The sequence below is a fragment of the Parahaliea maris genome (assembly GCF_008064665.1).
GTDB lineage: Bacteria > Pseudomonadota > Gammaproteobacteria > Pseudomonadales > Halieaceae > Parahaliea > Parahaliea maris.
In genome coordinates this window covers 292,644-313,964 of sequence record NZ_VRZA01000001.1, presented here as the reverse complement: position 1 = coordinate 313,964, position 21,321 = coordinate 292,644, and the positions used below count along the sequence as shown (strand labels likewise).

Here is a 21,321-nt window from a genome sequence, read left to right as displayed (position 1 = left end):
ATCAGTTCATATCGGGTGGCACCGGCGAGACGGTTACCACCACACCATTCATGTGGGACATGCCGGACAGGGGTTCAATCGAACCTGGGCCGTCCGGCATGATGACGTTGATATTTGCGCCGTTCGTCTGGCGGGCCACCGACAGGCCGTCTGCGCGCTGATGCCCCCAACCATGGGGCACGGCGACCGCGCCGGGCATCATCGAGTCGTCGAATTTTACCGGCACATCGATGTACTTTCCGTTTGCGCTGACACGCGCGATGGAGTCCTGTGTCAGTTGGTGTGCAGCGGCATCCTGTGGATGGATGTAGAGGTAATTGGTATTGCGCTCACCTTTGACGAAGGCCGTGACGTTGTGCGCCCAGGTGTTATGCGAAAAACGTTCCCGTTTCTGTATCAGCTTCAATGAAGGCGCGCCTTCCAACTCCTCGTTGAAGGTGGTTTCCAGCGAGTCCAGTCGTGCGATGAGGTCGGGTGGCGCGAGCTGTACTTTGCCCGAGGGTGTGTTAACCCGCTGCCCCAGGTAATCCCCCGGCTGATTAGGTGTCAGCAGGATGCCGTCAGGGTGTTTGCGCATGGCCCGAATTCCGCTGATTTTTCCGCTGCGCATTAACAAACTGAAAAAAAGTCGGTCCAGGGTCATGCCGGATTTTGCCAATGGCGTGCGGTTCAGCCATTCGCCCAGGTTGCTGAGCCATTGCAGAGGCCGTGATCCGCCCAGCGGGCGTCCGGCTGCACGGCACAATTGACGAAGGATCAGGCCCTCGTCGCGGGCGTCGCCGGGAGGTGACAGCACCGAATCGGTATAACTGAAGCTGCGGTCGGGCATCAGCCCCATGACGGTAAAAAAGTAGAATGGGATGTCTGCGCGTTCCAGGGCGTGCAGTCCCGGGAGTATGTAGTCGGCGTACTCGGCGGTTTCATTGCGCACGATGTCCAGGCAGACGAACAGTTCGAGGTCGCTGAAGGCAGCGGCCAGGCGCTCGCTGCCGGCACAGGTCAGCAACGGATTGCCGGACATGTTGAGCATCGCCCGCACCTTGCCGGGCCCGGGGTTCAGTATTTCGTCGGCGAGGATGCCGCCTGGCACCGTACTGTTGACATAGGGTACATCGGCAATTCGGGATCTCTTGACCTGCCCGGGAGCGGGCGGTTTGGCGATGACGCCTTTGCCTGCGATAACGCCTCCGCGGCGATCGAGGTTGCCGGAAATGGCGTTGATCGCCTCCTGCAGCCAGAACGCGAGCAGTCCGAAGCGGCCCTGGTTCACCCCGGTAGATGAATAAATAGCAGCGCCATCCGCCTCGACATACTGTGTCACGATGTCCCGTAGTCGCTCGGCGGGAATGCGGGTAACTGCCTCCACCCGCTCCGGTGTCCATGGTCGCGCGGCCGCGGCCAGCGCTTCATAGCCCTCCATGTAGCGCTGGACCCGCTCCTGATCCACCGCGTTGCGGGCGATCATTTCGTGCAGAAAGCCCAGGAAGAAGAACACGTCGGTGTCAGGCCGGATCGGGATGTGCTCCCCGCAGCGCTTGGCTGATTCGGTGAAGCGTGGATTGACCCAGTAGACCTTGCCGCCGCGCTGTTCGATATCGGCAACCCGGTCCATCGCATGGGGCAGGCAGATAAAACTCATTTTCGAGATAACCGGGTTGCTGCCGACCACAATCAGCAGGCGGGTGTGATCGATGTCGGGAAACACCTGGTCGGACGCGCTGCCGAACATACGTTCGGCCCCGGCGAACTTGTTGGCGCAGTCCTGAGTGCCGGGCGTGAATAACTTGTCTGCGTCGAAGGCCTTCAGAAAGCCCGTCATCAGCGTGGTGGGCCACATGCTGAAGGCGATGGGATTACCGATGTACGCGGCAATCGATTCCCCGCCGTGCTGCTCGTGGATGGCCTTGAGCCGGTCTCCGATCTCGGTCAGCGCCTGCTCCCAGGGGATTGGTTGGAAACTGCCGTCGACTTTTTTGAGGGGGCGTGTCAGGCGATCGGGATTACCCGCAAAGTCGCCCATTTTGAGCCCCTTGATACAGGCGTAACCGCGACTGCTGACATGGTCGGGATTGGGTGCGATATTGAGCACACGGTTATTTTCAGTGGTGACTTGCAGCCCGCATTGGGCCTCACAGATGCGGCAGAACGTTTTCTGAGTCGTGGTCCCCATTCAAAGTCTTCCCTGCAAGATTGCGGCGGATTCCCCGCGCCCATGCTGTTTCATGCGGCGGATTTGGGCCGTTGCCCGAACCAGGCTATTGCATCCCTGACCGTGTCCTCGATCGGGCGCGGTTCCCAGCCCAGGTCATCGATAGCCTTACTGTTGTCGAGCGGTCCGAAAACCTCTGACAGGAACACAGAGTCGCGGCAGAGTTGCACATCCTTTTTTCCGGTAAGTTTAGCCAGCCACTCGCTGATGGTGGCCATTACGTAGGCCATTTTCAGACCGATGGTCCGCGGTGCTTGCCGACCAAGTTGGGAAGCTGCCATCGTGTAAAGCTCGACCTGGCCGATGAACCGATTGGCCACGATGTAGCGCTCCCCGGTTGCCCCGAAACGCTCGGCCAGCAGGGCCGCGGCAGCCGCGTCACGGATATCGACTGTCGGCGCTGCGCAGTCCAGAGCGACACCCCGGCCCTTCGCTGCCTGCCACAGCAGTCCTCCGTGTGGTGTCGGCTGATAGTCTTCGGGGCCGTAGGTATTCGCCACGCACAGTGCTATTCCGGGCAAGTTGTGCTCGCGACAGGCCCCCAGCAGCAGGTTTTCGGCCTCCACCCGTGACCTGATATAGTGCGGGGCTCGTTCCCACCAGTTGAACTCGTCCTCCTCGCTGGCAGTGTCGCCGGGTTTTCTGCCAATCGTGGCCATACTGCTGGTAAACACAAAGCGGTCGATAGCGCAGGACGTGGCTGCCTCGATCGCGTTCCGCAGTCCCTCCACGTTACAGCGGTACAGAGGTGTCGGGTCGGTCAGCCAGGCGCGAGTATCAACCACGCTGTAGAACACAGTGCCGCACCCCTGCATGGCAGCGCGCAGGGACCCGATGTCCAGCACGTCACCATAGCAGCGCTCTACCGGGAGATCGTCGATGGATGCCGTATTACTGTTTTTGCGCACCAGTACGCGCACCTTGCGACCAGTGGCGACCAGTTGTCGGGTTGTCTGGCTGCCCATGTAGCCATTTGCGCCAACGACCAGTGCCGGTTTTTCGACGCTCTGCCGGTAACCGGCACACTCCTCATTCATTAATTTCTCTCCACAGTCCAGCCGTACTCACGGCATTGATCCCAAGGGAGCCACGAGGTGAAGCCATCTTTGGTGATTGCGTTGCCCGCGAATCATCGGGGCAGGCGGTCCCAGAGCACTGCATCGCGGGTGACAACTGCGAGGTTGGCGGCGACGGCCAGATCATCGGCCAGGGCGCCTCGCAACGAGGATAGGTCTGAGGCTCCCAGGTCCAGGATGGCCGCATAGGGGAGGGTATTCATCGCCGGCCCGAGGCTTTCGTCGTCGCGGAGGTTGAGCACGATGCGATTAAGGTGGGTTGCCCGCTCCCTCGCTACTTCAGCGATATTTTCCGCGTCCTGTCTCGAGTTGAAGAACAGGTAGGCCGAGACGCCACCCGGTTCGCCGGGCTTGATCACTTCCTCCTGCACCCACAGTGAGACACCTGGAATGGGTTCGGCGAAGGTTTCGGCTTCGTCTTCTGCCATCCTGGCGGAGCCCGCCATGTCCTCCTCTGTCATACCAGCGAACATGTCGCTGTCTACCATGAAGCTGGCAATGGCGTCGTAGTCCTGTGAAGCCGCTGCAACGGGTGCCGGGCGGATGGGCTCTGCCTGGACATAGCCCAGAGTATAGCGCCACAGGGGTTGTTCCATGCCGAGCGCGCCGTGCTTGCGCCAGCGTCGGATGAAGTCATCAACGGTGAAACCCGGTTTGCGCCGGGCCAGGTACATCAATTTCAACATCTGCTTTGCCTCGTTGTTCGGGTCAGGTTCGCACTGTCACGGTGAATACCCCCGTGCCGGTGCTACAGAATGGTCGGATTTGATCCGCCAGTTCCCTCAGATCCCAGACCTCGCCCTTGCTGTGATCCGTGTAGGCCACAAACTGCTCCGCCAGTCCACTGAACATTCCCACATAGTTTGTGATCAGGCAGTTCAGGTCAGGACAGTATCAGCATTGCAATACAAATGTTATTGGGAGCAGTATGATTTTTTAGCGGAGTGAGCGATCACGTATCGGGGAAGAATAGACCAGGCGCCGGCAGCCTATAGTGCCCGGCCTTATTGCGACTGCCCGGCGGTCCAGCAGCAGTGTATTGAACAGGCCTTTTCGGCAACGCCGCCGGTCAATCAGCCTGAGGGAACTGGACAGTCACCAGCTTTTCCAGCAGGAAATCAACAACCGCCTGTACACGGGCGGACATCTCCCGACGCTGGGGATACTGCAGTACGATCTCACCAAATTTTGAACTGTGGCCCTCGATTTCGTAGTCGGGCAGGACCCTGGCAAGGGTTCCCTCGGCAAAGTGGCGCTGTACGTTCAGTTCGGTCACTACCGTAATGCCCAGGCCGGCGACGGCGGCGTCGACTACTGTTTCCAGTTCATCCCGCAATGTGACCCGCCCGCGGGGCTGGAATACGTAGCCCTTGCCGCGGCGGTTGCCACGGGCGCGAAGAGTACAGCGCGCATAGGCGCCGCTGGGAAGGGTTGCGCCTATGCACTCGTGCTCATGGAGTTCCTCGGGCCGCTTTGGCGCACCGTGCCGCTCCAGGTAACCCGGGCTGGCCACCAGCACCAGGGGCATGACCATCAACCGCTTGCACACCTTGTCGCCGTGGTATTCCTCGCCCCAGGTGATGTGAATGTCCTCGCCGCGGCGGCTCGGGCCGTGGCCGGAGTCGTGCAGGCTCAGGTCCAGTGAAAGTCCGGGGTAGCGTTGCAACAGCTCCGGCAGGACCGGGATCAGCGCCAGGCGACCGTAGGCAGTCACCGAGGAAATACGCACCAGGCCACTCGGTTGGCGCTGGCTGGTATCGACCTCCTGCATCGCGGTCTGCAATGTCGAGAAGGCGTCCTGGGCTTGCTCCAGCAATTGCTGGCCCTCGGCCGTCAGCTGCACCATGCGGGTGGTTCGGTTCAGTAGCTTGGCTCCCAACGCGGCCTCCAGTTGTGAGACGTTTTTGCTCACGGCGGCCACGGTCATTCCCGTTTGCTGGGAGGCTTTGGTAAAGCTGCCGGCGTCGGCAACCTGGGTGAAAAGCCACAGTTTGCGCAGTAGATCCACGGGGTTGCCTCGTTCAACTCGGGGATACACCGGTTGAACACCAGTGTCGGTTCAGTGACGCAGTCTGCTGCCGATATTACTACAGGTTAACAATACAATTAACCTGGAGAGATGGGGGGTTGTTCTTGATGGGCCGGTCAGGCGCCCGCGGAGGGTGGGCGCGCGCGGCAGAGTGGGGGCGGTTTGTTAGCGACTGTTCTGTGACTAGCCTGCGGCCAGCACACTGGCGCGGATGACGCGTTTATCGACCTTGCCGGTTGCGCCCAGCGGCAGGGCATCGGCCTGACGCCAGAACACGGTCGGAATCTTATAGGCGGCCAGGTTGTCCTTCATCATGGCCCGGAGGGTATCATCGTCAGGCGCTTGCCCGCTGTCGACCTGGAGCACCGCGCCGACCTCCTCTCCCAGCGTGGGATGGGGTACCCCGAAGACACTGGCGGCCCGGATGCCAGGTACAGTCACCAGCATGGCCTCGACCTCGGCACAGTAGATATTCTCACCACCGCGAATGATCATGTCCTTCTTGCGATCGACGAGGTAGACAAAGCCCTCATCGTCGATACGGCCGATGTCGCCAGTATGAAACCAGCCGTCGACAAAGGACGTTGCGGTCGCTTGCGGATTGTTCCAGTAACCGCGAACGACATTGGGGCCCTTGATGCAGATCTCGCCGAGTTCCCCAGGTTCAAGCACCTTGCCTGTGTCATCAATGACCTTGAGGTCGATAACCGGGGGCGCCATACCGACACTGTCGGGACGCTGCACGTAATCTGCGCCGCCGTTAAAAGTGACCGTCGAGGAACACTCGGTAAGGCCATAGCCCGTGGAGACGTCGGCAAGGTTGGGAAAGGTGTCACCCAGCCTGCGTCGCAATTCTGCGGGCGCCGGTGCACCACCGAAAGATAGCGATTCAAGCGAAGAGAGGTCGTAGTGCTCACGCTCGGGGCTGTCCAACAGGTGCCAGACCATGGTGGGGACGCCGAGAAAACTGGTGATGTGCTCTTTCTCAATCAACCTCAGCGATTCCTGCGGATCCCACTTGTGCATCATGACGATTTTACCGGCATGGGCCAGGTTGAGTAACAGGGTGCCAATGCAGCCGGTCACATGAAACAGGGGTACCGTCAGCAGGGACGCGCGCGGCCGTGCCTGCATGGCGGCCATCGCTTCCGCCATCTGCGTCAGGTCTATCCCGGCCCTCAGGGCTTTCCAGGCACCGACGTAAGTAGCGGTGGGCAGGGCGCTGCAGAAGTTACGATGCGTACCCAAAGCGCCTTTCGGTTTTCCAGTGGAGCCGGAGGTATAGAAAATGGTGGCCGGGTCATCCGGTTGGATATCGACAGTGGGCAGGCTTATGTCATCCGCGATATCGTCAAAGACGGCATCCAGGCTGTTACAGAGTCCCTCGGGCGCGGTCACAGGCTGGGTTACCAGAATGCCGCGTAACCCGGGCAGTTCCTGGAGTCGGTTCGCGGCACGCTGTTGGCGTTCCCCATCCGCAATGAGAACCACACTGCCGCTGTCGACAAGCCCGTAACAAAGCTCCTGCGAAGTCCACCATCCGTTCAGGGGGACGGCCACAGCACCAATGGCGGTGATGGCCCAGAAGGCAATGGACCACTCAGGCAGGTTTCTCATGGCAATGGCGACACGCTCGCCCTTGCAGACCTCGAATTGCTCTATCAGTACGGCAGCAAGGGCGGCAACACGCTGGTAGTGCTCGCGGTACGTCAAGGAGTCTCCCTGGTAGGCGATGTAGGTGCGGTCCCCATGTGCCAGTGAGCCCTGTACCAGTTCTGCTATGGATCCGGGACCGCTTTTCCAGCCGCGACGGCGGATACCGTCGAGTTCAAACTCCATCATTTCGAATGGTGACCCGGGGGCAGTCAGGGTCGCCGCAATCTGGGCCGGTGTCATCGCCATGGGTTGTACTCCTGGTATAAGGGACAGGCGCTATAAGCCCAGTCTCTGCTCAATTTCCTCGAGTGCTTCGAGGGTGTATACGGCGAGTCGCTGAATGCTGGGAAGCGAATCCCGTGCACCGACGATGCCGAGATTGATGTGGTCGCGATAGCCCCGGGCGGTAATGTTTAACGCCTGGGCCTGGACGATCATCGAGCAGGGGTAGAGCGCTTCACATTCCGCCTGACCGAACCAGAGTGTATGGCGCGGTCCCTGAACATTGGAAATGGTGACATTGACAATGGGGCGACTGGGGGTGCCACCGCCTATCGTGTTGAGGAAGGCGGCCGGGAGCAGCACCAGTCCGTTCAGGATGGCAATTTGCTGCTGGTTCAACTCGGAGATGAACTGCTTGCCCTGGCGCATCGACTCGCTGATTACATGCATGCGTTCAACCGGGTCTTCCAGGTTGGTGGCGAGCGAAGCGTAAATCACGGTCACTGAGTTGCCGAGACCATCCTGGGTTTCCCTCAGGGTGGCGGCGGGCACGGCGGCGACGAGAGGCCTGTCGGGAAGTTCGTCTATTTCCTGCAAATAGCGGCGTAGAGCACTCGATAAAATGGCCAGGAAAGCATCGTTAACGGACACCTTTTCACGCGCCCCAATCGCTTTGAGCCGCTGCAGCTCTATCTGCTGTGTGGCATAGCGACGCGCACCGGTAATTTTTGTGTTGAAGACCGACTTCGGTGCAACGAAGGGGCCAACGAAACCACTGGCAGGGCGGGTTCTTACCGAGGTGGCCACTTTGCCCAGTGCCTGCAGCAGGCTCTGGGCGGCGGGTTGTTCGGGAGGCTGAATGGACTCCCTTTCTTCGCGCAGGGTGGTGGCGAACGAGCGCGCCCAGGGAGCTTTCGGCGGCTCGTCGGAGTTGGTCGACAGGCTGTCTGTCAGGATGCCAATGACCGCGGCGCCATCTGCCAGGGCGTGATGCATCTTCAGGTAGGTTGCGAAGCGTCCGTTTTCCAGACCTTCGATGACATTCAGTTCCCAGAGGGGGCGATTGAAATCAAGCGGCCGCGCATGCAAGCGGGAAATCAGTGATCCGAGTTCCCGTTCGCCGCCCGGCCAGGGCAGGGCGGAGTGGCGCACATGGTAGTCGAGATCTATGTCTTCTGGGGGCAGGACTGTCCACGCGGTGTCGCCCTTTTGCGCCAACACATAGTTGAAAGGTGGCGCGGTGACAGCCTGTTCGGAAAGCTCCTGCACCAGGTCGCGTATGAATCCCGGGTGAGCGCCGGCGGGCAGCTTGAACGTGGAAAGCGAGGCTGTGTGAGCCGGCGTGTCGGCTGACTCCAGTTTCAGGAGAAACCGGTCAGTACGGCCGAGAGGAATGGTATCTGCCATAGACTAGTGAAACCGGATGGCGATGCCGCCATGAAAATGCGAACGGAAGGCTCGACAGGACACGCTGCGAGACGTAGTTCCAGTGACAGGATGCACTGGTTGTAAACCCGGGGGCCGGGGGTGAGGGGCCTTGCCTGGTAGGGAAGTGGCGCACCTCGACACACGTGCTTTCATATTATGTCCACGTGGATCGTTTGGAAGAACACTAGTCCATCACCTGGCGGAGGACAACACTGGAAGATTTCGACTATTCTCCCCAATGCCAGTGAGGATGTGTTCCGACTCTCTATCAAAGTATAATAAAAACATTTATATTGCTATGATATTTTTGCTCTATGGCAAATGCAAGCCCTTGAAAGGCCCCCGGAGGACTCCTGTATGGAACGGCTAAGCTTCATTGATCAGGCTTTTCACAAACTCACCACGAGTGGCGCTGCGCCGGTGGATATGCAGGGCGTTATGGTAGTGGACCCTGCCAGGTCTCCCTACGAGATTACTCCGGAGGCGCTGGGTGACCACATAGCGGCCCGCCTTTCCGGCTTCCCCCTGCTGCGCAAGAAGTTGATTCAGGATCCCCTGCGACTGAGCGACTTGAGGCTTGTCGATGATCCCGATTTCGATATCCACAGTCATATTCGCTATCGGCAGCTTCCCGCGCCGGGCAACCAGCAACAACTCAACCACCAGCTTGGTCTTTCTTCAGCCGAGCAGTTGGCGGTTGACCGGCCCCTGTGGCGTATCGATATCATCTCCGGTCTGGAGAACGGTCACATTGCCATTGCACACAAGTTGTCCCATGCGTCTATGGATGGCATGGCGGCAATGAAAATGTTGCTGTCGTTATTCGACCCGGAGCCCGCGCCGTTGGAAACTTATTCGGCAACGGAATGGGCGCCGGACGAGCCTCCGGGGCGAGCGAATCTACTGGCGACGGCCCTGAAGGAAACGGGCTCGCGGATCTATGTGCGGGGCCCGTCACTGATCGGCAAGCAGTCTGTCAACCTGGCCAAATCGGCGGTCAGTAAAGCCTTGAGTAAAAAGGAAAAGATCAAACCGGGCTCTGCTGAGCCGGCCACCCCAGTACCCAAAGCCCAGCGCACGTCGCTCAATGGCGATATCTCATTTGACCAACGGGTCCTTGCGTCGTGCAGTTTTGAGCTCGACAAGTTGAAAGTCCTGGCCCGGTCTCTGGAGTGCAGTGTCAATGACCTGTGCCTGGCATTGGCTTCCGAAGCGTTGGTAAGTTACTTCGCCGGTATCGGGGAGAAGCTGGATTTCGATCTGGTGACCATCGTCCCGATGAGCACTCGTGCGGCCGATGACAGCAAGGCGGGTAACGCCCTCGCGGTCAAGCCGGTAAACCTCAATAACACGATCAGGAATCCGCTGAAACGGCTCCGCGCCATACAGCGCCAGACCGGGGCCGCCAAAACCGCCCGCTCGGTCTCTATGGACAAGAGCGCCAGTGCCGGCTCGGTGAAGCCGACAGAGTTTCTCGATCTCCTGTCACCGCTGCTACTGGACGTCATCCTGGGAGCGCTTGCCAGGATCAAGCCCTGGTCGAAGGTGCCGGTCATTACCAACACCCTGATAACCAATGTTCCCGGCCCCCGGGAGGTTCTGTATTTTGCCGGTATGCCGCTGGAACGACAGATACCGGTGATTCCCATCGGTCCCACGTGCGCCCTGTCGATCGGCATCAGCTCGATGCAAAACGATCTCACCGTGGGGTTCCACGCCTGTGGTAGCACCGTGAAAGAGGGTGATCTACACTACTTCACCGAGGGAATGCAGGCCATGTACGAACGCCTTTCGGCGTTGTCGAGTGAGCCCGGAGATCCGCCCACTTCCAGGTCGAGGAAGTCTGCAACCGGTTCGAGGTCCAAGGCGAGGGCAAAGCCCAAGAGCAAAACGGGGGCCAGGCGTAAAGTCAAAGCCCCCGCAAAGCCCAAATCCCCTCCAAAGGCCAAATCCAAGGCCGCATCGAAGGCTGCCAGCAAGGCTGCGCCCGGAACCGCGAAAGCTAAATCCGCAACCCCTTCCAGGGCTCGACCGAAAGCCGGTGCCGCTCCGGGGGCTGGAAAACAACGCGGTGATTAAGCAATTGCGTCTGGCGTACCGCCCCACAACCGCCGGTTGCGGCGGCGAACCACTAGCGTTCTCACCCGGTGCCTCTGCCATCACGGCTGGCACGGGAAGGCATTGGCGAAGTGCCGAGGAATTCACACATGGCAAAGAAACGACCCTTTCTCTCGGATAGCACCGACCGCTGGGCGATGCCTTCGCCCTTGCTGGCCATCGCCGACGAGCACAAGTATGTGTTCCGTTTACTGGATTTGCTCGATGATGAGGCGGCAACCCTGGCCAAGGGCAGTGCCGCAGATGTGCAGTGTATCGCCGACATCCTCTACTACCTCACGCACTACCCCGATCGCTTCCACCACCCCAAGGAAGACCTCATTTTTGATCGCATGGGGGAGGCGGACTCCAAAACCCATTCGGTCATCACCCGATTGCGTCGTGGTCATGAGGAAATAACCCGGCTGGGACTGGCATTGGCCGGGCAGGTTGATGACGTCGGCAAGTCCCGCTCGAAAAAGCAACGCAAAAGCTTCGCAGATGAACTCCAGGCCTATATTCGAGGCCTGCGCGACCACATGCACCTCGAGGAAGCCAGGGTCTTCCAGCCTGCCATGGACCTGTTGGCCCGCAGCGACTGGGAGGCTATCGACCGCAAGATAAAGCCCGTTGTCGATCCGGTGTTCGGCGATTACCCACTTGACGCCTTTAGCGAACTTTTCAATCGGCACATCAATCGGATTACGTCCGTGTCGACCGGTGGCTTTTACCCCGGCCATGTGGAAAAACTGACCTCGCGGGTAGAGAGCACCATTTTTGCCTGCCGGCAGTTCGTGAAGCTTCCCGACCTGTTGTACCAGCACAGGAAGGCGGCGGCGGCCCGGCAATTGGAAATTCTCATGAGCATGGGCGCCGCGCGGGGACTGTCTGAAATCTATGAGTTGGTGCAGGAGGCGTCTGCCAACTACCGGGCCGGGATCAGGGCATCACTGGACCTGGTGCGTGATTCGTTCCGGGCCCGGGAGCTGCTGACGCCGGAGGAGCTGGAGGCGGAGGCCATCACTCTGCGTAGTGAAAGTGACTTCTCCAATTACGATATATACCGCTTTGATCCCAAGACGCCGGCCCGAATCAGTTGGCAGGCGATGCTGGCCAACGTTATTTTCAGGGGAACGATCAAGCAGATGATGGGCCTGATGGGGACCGGGTCCCTGGATCAGGCCAGGCGTATGGCGTCGATAATGCATAAGAGCCCACCGGGTGTTACCCAGAGCGAAGTGCATTTCGACACATTTCACGCCTCCCTGCTGGAACCTGAGGGCGAGGAACTCGGCGACGCGACCCTGCTTTATCTGCCTGGCGGGGGGTTTATTTTCCCGGCTTCGTCGGGGCACACGGCGCTGGCAGCAGATTTGGCGCGCCGTATACAGGGGAGGGCGCTGCTGGTGCATTACCGGTTGGCGCCAGAACATCCTTTCCCCGCTGGTCTTGAGGACGCCCTGGAAGCCTATCGTTATCTGCTGGAGGAGCGCGGCATTCCACCCCACCGCATCGTGTGCGCCGGTGATTCTGCCGGAGGCGGACTGTTGTTGTCGCTGTTGCAAGCGATACGCCACGACGGCCTGCCGTTGCCCCGTGCCGCGACGGTTATATCACCATTGGCAGATCTGAGCTTTTCCGGGAAATCCCGGCGTTTCAACCGCTGGCGTGACCCCATGCTGCCGACCGACCGCCGAATGAACGCCTTCGATCTCTATGCGGGAGACACCCCGCCGGACCACCCCCTGCTGTCGCCAATCTATGGCGATCTCAAGGGTTTTCCGCCCCTGTTCGCCCAGGTGAGCAGCACGGAAATCCTCCTGGATGATACCCTTCGGATTGCCCGCCGAGCGCGCAGTGCGGGCGTTGAGGTGGAGGTCGAAGTGTGGAATGCGCTGCCCCATGTCTGGCATCTGTGGACGTCTATTCCTGAGGCGACACACGCCCTCGAACGCATCGCCACTTACTTCAATGAGCAACTGTCACAGCCAGACCCATCGACGCTGAGAGGGGCGAAGGCGGCGTCGAAGCGCAAGGCATCGCGGAAACGGGCTTCGACGAAGCGAGCTGCCACAAGCCGCGCCCAGGGACAGGTGCCGGGAACAGTTCAACCTTGAAGGTATTCGTAACTGGCGCCACCGGCATGGTCGGCGCGCACTGCGCGCTGGAACTTCTGGCAGCCGGCCATGAGGTGCGGTTGTTAGTCCGCGATCCGGACTTTGCCCGGAACTACTTTGCTGAGCGGGGCTACGACGTCACGGACCTGGTCGTGGCTGACATGTGTGATGCCGATGCCATTCGTCGAGGTCTCAAAGGTTGTCATGCCCTGTTTCACGCGGCCGCCATGGTCAATCTGGCGTCCGGCTACGCCAGGGAGGTCTATGAAGGCAACACCGGCAGCATCGCGTCCGTGGTGGAGACTGCGGTTGCCTGCGGTATCCCGAATATCGTCTGGGTCTCCAGTCTGTCGGTCCTGCTGCGGCCCGGTATCGACTACGTTGACGAGGAAGCCGCACTCGCTGAACCAGTGGATGCCTACTCGCGCTCGAAGGTCGAGTGCGAGAAGCGGGTTCGTCTGCTGCAGGCCCGGGGCGCTCCTGTCCAGATCAGCTATCCGGGGGCGGTGATCGGGCCCCATGATCCCCGTTTCAACCAGAGTAACAAAGCCCTGGCACTATTTCTTTCCATCGTGCCGCGCACCAGCAGTGGTCTACAGCAGGTGGATGCCCGGGATCTCGCCCGGTTCCATCGCTATCTGTTGGAGCACCCACCTTCCAGTGACCGGGAGGTATACCGCTACATCGTCGGGGGCCCCTACCTCGGTTGGGAAGCGCTGCATACGATGCTGGAGCAACTGACGGGCACCTCGATATTTCATCCGCGGGTATCGGGTGGTCTCCTGAGAGCGATAGGGGCCATGGTTGACCGGGCTCAGAGAATTCGACCCTTCGAGACCCAGGTGTCGGCGGAATCGCTGAGAATCGCCACCCAGTGGCCGTACGCAGACTCGTCCAGGGCGCTTTCCCACGCCAATCTGGAGTTCAGGCCAATCGCGAAATCCATCGAGGACAGCATTCGCTGGTTTGCGGAAACCGGACGAGTCTCACCCGAAAAAGCCGGGCGCCTGGCCCCCTGTTGACGCAAGGCTCTGGTAGGCTGCCTGAATCAGGTTTGCGCTGCGTGGGTCACCCTCGGGATCAAAGCGCATGGTGTTGGTCAGGTAGGCCATGGCGACGCCATTGTCAGGGTCGGCAAAGGCCGTTGTGCCGCCGGCGCCGGGGTGGCCGTAGCAGTTGGGGCCTGCTCCCGGCGCCACCATGGGTTGCAGGCTGTAACCCAGGCCAAAGCAGGTGTCATGCAGGATGACTGCATCCGGTCCCCGGGATTGCACCGTACGAGCGGTTTCCAGAAGGGCAGGGGAGAGTGTTGGCAGCCCTGCTATATCGCCGTTGAGGGCTGCGTAGAAGCGCGCCATGGAGCGCGCATCTCCCACGCCATTGGAGGACGGCATTTCCGCCTGCAGTATCTCGGCTCGATTCCACATGTCGTTATAACCGAACTGTTTGTTCGGGCCGGACATGACCCTGGCCGTGAGGCTGTTTTCACCGAGAATCTCGGCGGCCGCGTTGGCGTTTCCTGCGGGTGGGATGATGCGGGCACAGTGGGGTAGTTCGTCTTTGGGCAGGCCGATCCAGAGGCGCAGCCCTGCCACCGCAGCAATTTCGCGGTTCAGGAAGCTGCCAAGTGTTTCTCCGGTGATACGCCTGAGGAGTTCCCCCAGGATCCAGCCGAAGGAGCGCGCGTGATAGCCGTGCGTGCTGTCGGGTTCCCAGTTCGGGGCCTGCGCGGCAATCGCCCCGACCACGGGGTCCCAGTTGAGGATCTCTGCAAGAGTAAGCTCGCCCTCTACCGCTGCCAGCCCCGCGCGGTGGGCGAGCACCATACGGGTGGTGATATCAGCCTTGCCGTTGGCGGCAAATTCCGGCCAGTAGTGGCAGATGGGCAAGTCGATATCGAGTTGGCCTGCATCGACGAGCCGCAACAGGCAGGTGGCGGTCAGGCCCTTGGCAGCCGAGAACATCAGGGCGACGGTATTTTCCTGCCAGGGCTTGCCTGTGCTTGCATCGGCGAAGCCGCCCCATATGTCGACCACGGGCTCGCCGTGGTGGTACAGGGCAAAGGCGGCACCCTTGTCTTCCCGGTTCTGGAGGTTGTCTGCGAAGGCTTCGGCCACGGCTTCAAAATTCGCGTAATAGCGACCGCGGACAAGTCCCGATTCAAATTCCTTGAGTTTGTTGGTCACGACAGGATCGGTCCTGAAACTGTGGGGCGGCTGATGCCTGATGAGGCTTACGATGCCACCACCGGTCATGCGATGCAAATATCATTTGTATGAAAAGGTTTTTAAACCACCGGCCACTGATTTTCCCCAGCGTGATAATAACGTTTGAGTTGGCGGTGTCGAGGGTTGTGCCCTGCACGGAATGTGGATTAAGGTTAATAATACAATTAACAAAAAAGGTGGTTATGTGTGTTCTGAGGGCGATTAGAATCGACCTCGTTGGCGCTACTGTAGTCGTGCGCGCAGCGCCTGTTGTTTGTTGGCTTCCGCGCCGAATGATAACAAGACAAGATGAAGGAGTCTGACCAATGGCAAACGCCTACTGGTTTTCCCGGAACCCGGACAAAGCATGGGCAGAGAAATTTTTTCTTACCCTGATTCCGTTCTGGTTCTTCTACAATATGCTAATGGTGCAGATGGGCTGGCTGGAAACCGGTACCTTCTGGAACATCATGCAGAATTTTCTGATGTGGTTCCCCTACTGCGTCCTGGTCCCGTGGTTTCTGAGGCGCAATAGCGGCGTGCCCTGGCACCAGAGCTACTGGTTCAAATTCAATGTGTACATGTTTTGGTGGGTATTCCTGGCAACCTACTTCCATACGGAATACTTCTTTGAGGTGCTTGGCCTGCGCTACCGCTTCGAAGATGTCCACTTGTATCTCGACTCGGCAATCATTGGCCCGGATGAGGCAACAGCGCTGGAAACCTTCCAGAAAGTCCCTCCATCCATGTATCTCAATGCCATCGTGTTTTTCTCGGTCTATCACATCACCGCAGTAATCGCGCTGCGCCGTATCCGAACCATGACCAGCGAGTGGCCTTCGGCTACATCGCGCTTTATCGCCTGGTGTCTTATTGTCCTGGTAGTGTCGGCGTTCTGGGGGTGGGGCGAGACTTACATGTATTTCGTCATGATTTCCCACGGCGACGATCCCAGCAAGATGAACGTCTGGTACGAGAACCTCGAACAGATGCTGTGGGTGGGCTCCTGGTTCTACGCTTTGTACTTCGTTGTCGCGTTCCCGAACCTCTATCGTATGGACGAAGAACCCGATGGTGAGCGCTGGAGCATTGGGCGAATTTTCATTGAGGTTTCCTTTGTGGGCATGATCACCTTGTTGCTGATTGATCTCGCCACCTGGATCATGCATTTCGAGGGTATCACCGTTTACTGATGTTGCGGAGAGGCCGGGGGGAGACCCCGGCCGTCGCTTGGAGGGCTGCAGATGACCAATGGGAACTTCGGAGTTTCGATACTTGACGAATTTGCGGGCAGTTGGGCCGTGGTCGCGGGGGGCTCGGACGGTACCGGGGCAGCGTTTGCCCGGGCACTCGCAGCGGCGGGTATGAACTTGCTACTGATTGCCCGTCGCGCTGCGCCACTGGATACTCTCGCCGCTGCGATCCGGGAAAATCATGCGGTGGAGGTGCGAACGGCCAGCGTTGATTTGTCCGAAAGCGATGCGGGTCGGCGGGTGATCGATCTGGCCGATGGACTTGAGGTCAGCCTGTTTGTCTCCAACGCGGGAAGCGATCCTTACGGCTCGGCATTCCTCAAGGCCCCGATTTCCGATTGGAGCAGTATGGTCAGGCGCAATATTGATGCGCTGGTTGAGCCCAGTTATGCCTTCGCCGAGCAGATGGTGTCCCGCGGTCGCGGCGCCATCATCGTGATGTCATCGGGTGCCGCTCTTGGTGGCCAGCCCGGAGGCGCGATCTACAGCGGGACCAAGGCTTTTGGTCTGAACTTCGCGGAATCCCTGTACAGCGAGCTAAAGCCGCTCGGAGTGCATGTGCTGTGTGCGGTCTGTGCGGCGATGAACACGCCCAGCCTGAACCAGTTGCTTGGAAAGCGCGGGCTTTCGATCCCCGATCTGGATGAGCCCGATGCGGTCGTTTCGACGCTCCTGGACTATCTGGGGCGGGGGCCGTCTTACATCTTTCCCTTTGCCGGTAATGACGAGCTAGTGCGCAAACTGCAACGGCAACGGCAGGAGCGGCTGATTCAGATGGAGCATGTATCCAAGGCTTTCTACAATGAAATCTAACACGGTACCGGGCTGCTGCCGGCTTCGTTAGCGGCCGATGTCCGACAGCTATCCCGCTTCCAGCCCGCCCTGTCCAGTCGGGTTCAGCAATCCATCCTCCTCCAGACTCTGTTGCTATCGCCGGCGATCTTGACTTGGATCAAGGTTAATACATTTCGTATACAATGTTTATACTGTATCCTTGCAGACAGCCAGGATCGGCGCTGTACTTTGCACTCCAGTCCAGCCAGAACTGCGGAAATATTGCAAAACCAGCGATCATTGAAGGAGCATAACAATGAGCAAACGATATAAGTATCCAATCCCCTATGGGTGGTACCAGGTTGCCTACTCCAAGGACCTGGCGCCGGGAGAGTCGAGGCCCCTCCGCTATTTTGGTGAAGACCTGGTGATATTCCGCGGTGAAGAGGGTGCGGTACAGGTGCTGGACGCCTACTGCCCGCACATGGGTGCCCATCTCGGCTATGGCATACACAAGTCCAAAGGTACGGGAGGCGGTTGCGTGAAAGGCAACACGATTACCTGCCCGTTCCATGGTTGGGTTTTCGATATGGACGGGAAAGTTGCGGAGATACCCTACGCCAAGAAAATTCCTCCCCGTGCACAAGACAAGGAAGTATTGAAAAAGTGGCCCACGGTCGAGCGAAACCAGGTGATATCAGTGTGGTACCACCCCGATGGTATCGACCCGCTTTGGGAGGTGGAGCGACTGCCGGAGCTGGATGACGAAAACAGCGGCTGGACCCGCATTGGCGAGAACAACTGCCGCAAGATGGTTATCCCCACGGTGATGCAGGAAATTGCGGAGAACTCGGTTGATTTTGCCCACTTTATCTTCGTTCACCAGGTCAAAAGCACTCCTCAGGCGGAAACCACCTACGACGGGCCAATGGGGCATCGCATGATCAAGGCGGACATGCAGACCCCCAGGGGTATTGTGGAGGGCGGCATCGAGTCGAAAAATATCGGGCCCGGCCTGGGTTGGGTGCGCTTTACCGGTATTGCCGAAACCCTGCTATTAAGCCACCTGACACCGGTGGAAGATGAGCTCATCGAAGTGAACTACTCTTTTCTGCAGCCCCTTGTGGATGGCAAGGAACCCGCTGCTGGTGGCGTCCAGGACGCCATCATCAAGGACATCTGGAGCCAGATGGAAGAGGACTACGTGATCTGGGAGCACAAGATCGGTCGCGAGAACCCCATGCTATGCGATGGCGACGGCCCGATCGCCCAGTTCCGTCGCTACTACTCCCAGTTTTACGCCGGGGCCTGATTCAGCCCCGGGAAAACAGACGACCGGATAACACGCGGTAACTGGGATCTTCCACACCGTCCGGCGCGGGCGGCAGGCCAGCGATCGGGCGGTCATGCTCAAGGTCGAACATGACCTCCCTGCTGGCGAAGCGCCAGCGACCATCTTCCCGGCGATAGTGGTCCAGGTAGCGAACGCCAACGAACTCCTCACGCATGCCGCCATTGCCGTCGGGCATCTGGTGGAAGCCCAGCGCATACACCTCGCCCTGGGCTGTTTCCCCATCGACCTCGATGAGGTGGTTGCAGAGGTAGTGAGCGCCGATGCGAGCCGTGGTCAGCGCCCCCGCAAGGAAGTCGACATACTCCCCGGCGGGGCCGTCAAAATGCCTGCCGTGGGTGTCGGTGCCATCGCGCGTATAAAGTGTTCGCAGGAGGTTATAGTCCTTGCGATCGACGCCACGGCAGTAGAGAAGGGCCAGTTCTCGGATCTCTTCTTTAGCCAGTAAAGTTCGTATCGGTCGTTCATCGAGGCTCATGGTGTACTCCTCCCGTGTAGTCGGTTGTTGGCCAGAAGATGAACGCCGCGCATTCAATTGATGCGGTTTGCGAGGCCGGACCGGGCATGGTAACGGCTGCCGATTTACCGCTGATCACGGCAGCCTGTTGTGTAAAGACCGGTAACTGAATCTGAATTAGTACTCGAAGGTCAGATCCAGTCCATAGGTTCGGGAGAACTCATACTGACCGGCGACCACAGGCCCCAGCGTGTTCATATTGACCGGCAGATCACTGTCGGTCAGGTTCCGCCCCCAGACGGCAACGCTCACTTCGCCACCTGCCAGTTTGATACCGGCCAGTGAAATCCGGCCGTTGAGGCGCCAGACGTCACCGTTGGTGCCATCGACGTAGTCAGTCGGCCGCGTGGCGATCCATTCCTCGGACCGGTAAGAGGCGTCCAGGTGGAAACGCACCTGGGCGTCGCCGAAGATCGGGTCGGTCACGTAGTCACCGAACACCGTCCCGGTCCAGTCCGGGCGCAGGTGTGGAGAGATGGGCCCACCGAGCAGTGCGAGGTCGATGTCCTTGAACTCGAAATCCAGATAGCCGAAGCTCATGCCCAGCGTGGTATTGGTGATGGGCACCCAACTGGCCTCGAATTCGACGCCCTGAGCCTCGGTATCACCGGCATTGACCAGCACCTGGGAGGCGGCGACGGGCGGGTCGACAAGGTTTCCCGCGGTACCGAACTGCTGGTCCTCATAGTCGACGGAGAACAGCGCGATGTTGGTGCGCAGCCTGCCCTGTAGCCAGGTCGCCTTGCCGCCGACCTCGAAGGACTTGGCCATCTCCGGGTCATACTCCAGGCCCGATACCAGCCCGCCCGAAATATAGCCGATGGAGTACTTCGCATAGAGCAGGATGTCTTCGGTGGGCAACCAGTTCGCGCCTACCATATAGGTTGGCTCACTCTCGTCGTAGTCCAGTCTCAATTCCTGGCCCGGTAATGTCCGGTCGATATAATCCTTTTTGTCATTGGTATAGCGGCCTCCAAGGACCAATTCCCATTGATCGCTGAGACGGTATTCGAGCTGGGTGTAGGCCGCCAGGGATTCAGTTTCCGCCTCTGAGCGCCTACCGGTTTCGAGGCCAGGAATAAAGGAGCCGGGGGTGCCGCCAAAGATCGCGTTGGGCGCGGTTGAGTCAGGCAGACCCCCTGCCTCCTGGTCCAGGGCGTAGTAAAGAAAACCGTTCGTCCAGGTAAATCTGTCGGTTTCCCAGATCAGCTGGGTTTCATTACTGGTCTGCTCGGTCTCCTTGCCGCCGGTCACGAAAAAGACGACGATACCGGGCGCGAACTGGCCAATGCCATCGAGGGTTTGACCCGGGACTTCGACATAGCCCTCGCGGTAGGCAAAGATATTGCGCAGCGACAGGCTCTCACTGATTTCATACTCCGCCGTCAGGTTGTGCCCCCAGATTTCCGAATAGGTTTGGGTGTGAAAGGCATTGTTTACCGCGTCGGGGCGTTTGTCGGCGATGGATGATTCGATCAGGGGAACGATGGGGGCCAGCACATCGGCAACACCCAGGATGCCCACCGGAGGCGGTGATGTGTCGACCTCCTGGTAATCATATTTGTAGACCAGTCGCAGGTCCTCGTGGAGGTCAAAATCCACCGCTACCAGCAATGCGTCGCTGTCAGAATCTCCCAGCCGCTCGGGTGACTCGTACGCCTTTGATTCAAAATTGGTCCAGTCGACTACAAAGCCCGCGCCGAGGTTGTCGACATCACCTTCGCGCTCCTGGTAGGTGTAGTTGATGCTGGCGCTGATCGGGCCCCACTTGGGTGTATCGATCCGTGTCCGGGATTCAAACAGGTCGAAGTTGCCCGCGGTAAAGGTCTGCTTGAAACCGAATTCGCCGTCAGGATCCGGGGTGATGAAGCTGATAGCGCCACCGGATGTATTGCGTCCGAACAGCGTACCCTGTGGCCCGCGGAGGACCTCGATGCGCTCGAGATCCGCGTAGTTGGTCAGGCCACCGCTGCCGCCCGGCAAGTAGACGCCGTCGAGGTAGATGGCTACCCCGCTGTCCGCTGCCAGCGCGGTTCCCGAGGCATACAGGCCGCGTATCTGGAACAGCACGCTGCGGGTTCCACCGGAGCCCTCTACCGCTGACAGATTGGGTACCAGTGTCCCCAGGTCGATCAGGTTATTGATGCGATAGTCATCGATCTGGTCGCTGCTGAACGCCTCGATGGAAATGGGCACATCCTGTACGCTTTGCTGACGTCGCTGGGCGGTGACCACCACTTCCTCAAGTGCGGTAACGCCACTTTGAGCGAGCGCGGGCGGCGCGATCCCTGCGGGCGCCAAGGTTGCGGCGAGAACCGCGTTTCTCAGGTTTATCTTCGTCACAGAGTTTTCCTCCCTGTATTGCCGTGCTACCGCTGTTTTATT

The 21,321-nt window shown here is 59.4% G+C and carries 15 protein-coding genes; 6 read left to right on the top strand and 9 right to left on the bottom strand.

All coding sequences use genetic code 11. From position 1 onward, the window contains the following. Nucleotide 1: 1 nt before the first annotated feature. The 6 genes from FV139_RS01300 to FV139_RS01275 all read right to left on the bottom strand — a co-directional run bounded on the left by FV139_RS01300 (nucleotide 2) and on the right by FV139_RS01275 (nucleotide 8,599). Complete coding sequence (locus FV139_RS01300; RefSeq protein ID WP_148066440.1) at nucleotides 2–2,170, bottom strand: molybdopterin-containing oxidoreductase family protein; 2,169 nt, start codon at nucleotides 2,168–2,170, stop codon at nucleotides 2–4. Nucleotides 2,171–2,220: 50 nt separating this feature from the next. Further along, the gene (locus FV139_RS01295) at nucleotides 2,221–3,246 is read right to left on the bottom strand and encodes an NAD-dependent epimerase/dehydratase family protein (RefSeq protein WP_148066439.1); all 1,026 of its coding nucleotides are present in this window, start codon (nucleotides 3,244–3,246) and stop codon (nucleotides 2,221–2,223) included. Nucleotides 3,247–3,338: 92 nt separating this feature from the next. Continuing rightward, entirely contained in the window at nucleotides 3,339–3,971 is a 633-nt protein-coding gene (locus FV139_RS01290) for an EthD domain-containing protein (protein WP_148066438.1), read from the bottom strand. Between the two features lie 383 nt (nucleotides 3,972–4,354). Next, complete coding sequence (locus FV139_RS01285; RefSeq protein WP_187276345.1) at nucleotides 4,355–5,293, bottom strand: LysR family transcriptional regulator; 939 nt, start codon at nucleotides 5,291–5,293, stop codon at nucleotides 4,355–4,357. A 204-nt stretch (nucleotides 5,294–5,497) separates the two neighbouring features. After that, entirely contained in the window at nucleotides 5,498–7,216 is a 1,719-nt protein-coding gene (locus FV139_RS01280; protein WP_148066436.1) for a class I adenylate-forming enzyme family protein, read from the bottom strand. A gap of 30 nt (nucleotides 7,217–7,246) precedes the next feature. Then, the gene (locus FV139_RS01275; RefSeq protein WP_148066435.1) at nucleotides 7,247–8,599 is read right to left on the bottom strand and encodes a wax ester/triacylglycerol synthase family O-acyltransferase; all 1,353 of its coding nucleotides are present in this window, start codon (nucleotides 8,597–8,599) and stop codon (nucleotides 7,247–7,249) included. A gap of 378 nt (nucleotides 8,600–8,977) precedes the next feature. Between FV139_RS01275 and FV139_RS01270 the strand changes: the two genes are divergently transcribed. From FV139_RS01270 to FV139_RS01260, 3 genes are all read left to right on the top strand, one after another. Then, nucleotides 8,978–10,699, top strand: coding sequence for a wax ester/triacylglycerol synthase domain-containing protein (locus FV139_RS01270; RefSeq protein ID WP_187276344.1), 1,722 nt, complete (start codon nucleotides 8,978–8,980; stop codon nucleotides 10,697–10,699). 128 nt (nucleotides 10,700–10,827) lie between these two features. Further along, a complete protein-coding gene (locus tag FV139_RS01265) occupies nucleotides 10,828–12,834 on the top strand; it encodes an alpha/beta hydrolase fold domain-containing protein (RefSeq protein ID WP_148066433.1) in 2,007 nt (668 codons plus the stop codon). Further along, nucleotides 12,831–13,856: an NAD-dependent epimerase/dehydratase family protein gene (locus FV139_RS01260; RefSeq protein WP_148066432.1), complete on the top strand. Its 1,026-nt coding sequence runs from the start codon at nucleotides 12,831–12,833 to the stop codon at nucleotides 13,854–13,856. The genes FV139_RS01265 and FV139_RS01260 overlap by 4 nt, the downstream gene beginning before the upstream one ends. Here FV139_RS01260 and FV139_RS01255 read toward each other — a convergent pair. Further along, a complete protein-coding gene (locus FV139_RS01255) occupies nucleotides 13,821–15,020 on the bottom strand; it encodes a serine hydrolase domain-containing protein (RefSeq protein WP_187276343.1) in 1,200 nt (399 codons plus the stop codon). The two genes, FV139_RS01260 and FV139_RS01255, sit on opposite strands and share 36 nt — an antisense overlap. A gap of 347 nt (nucleotides 15,021–15,367) precedes the next feature. Between FV139_RS01255 and FV139_RS01250 the strand changes: the two genes are divergently transcribed. The 3 genes from FV139_RS01250 to FV139_RS01240 all read left to right on the top strand — a co-directional run bounded on the left by FV139_RS01250 (nucleotide 15,368) and on the right by FV139_RS01240 (nucleotide 18,380). Continuing rightward, entirely contained in the window at nucleotides 15,368–16,234 is an 867-nt protein-coding gene (locus tag FV139_RS01250) for a hypothetical protein (RefSeq protein WP_148066430.1), read from the top strand. Nucleotides 16,235–16,285: 51 nt separating this feature from the next. Then, nucleotides 16,286–17,107, top strand: coding sequence for an SDR family NAD(P)-dependent oxidoreductase (locus FV139_RS01245; RefSeq protein WP_148066429.1), 822 nt, complete (start codon nucleotides 16,286–16,288; stop codon nucleotides 17,105–17,107). A gap of 277 nt (nucleotides 17,108–17,384) precedes the next feature. Then, nucleotides 17,385–18,380, top strand: a complete 996-nt coding sequence (locus FV139_RS01240; RefSeq protein WP_148066428.1) for a Rieske 2Fe-2S domain-containing protein — start codon at nucleotides 17,385–17,387, stop codon at nucleotides 18,378–18,380. Between the two features lies 1 nt (nucleotide 18,381). Here the strand turns inward: FV139_RS01240 and FV139_RS01235 are convergent, their stop codons facing one another. Then, nucleotides 18,382–18,897 carry a nuclear transport factor 2 family protein gene (locus FV139_RS01235; RefSeq protein WP_148066427.1) on the bottom strand — a complete coding sequence of 172 codons (516 nt, stop codon included), beginning with the start codon at nucleotides 18,895–18,897 and terminating at the stop codon, nucleotides 18,382–18,384. A 156-nt stretch (nucleotides 18,898–19,053) separates the two neighbouring features. Then, nucleotides 19,054–21,279, bottom strand: a complete 2,226-nt coding sequence (locus FV139_RS01230; protein WP_187276342.1) for a TonB-dependent receptor — start codon at nucleotides 21,277–21,279, stop codon at nucleotides 19,054–19,056. Between the last annotated feature and the right edge of the window lie 42 nt (nucleotides 21,280–21,321).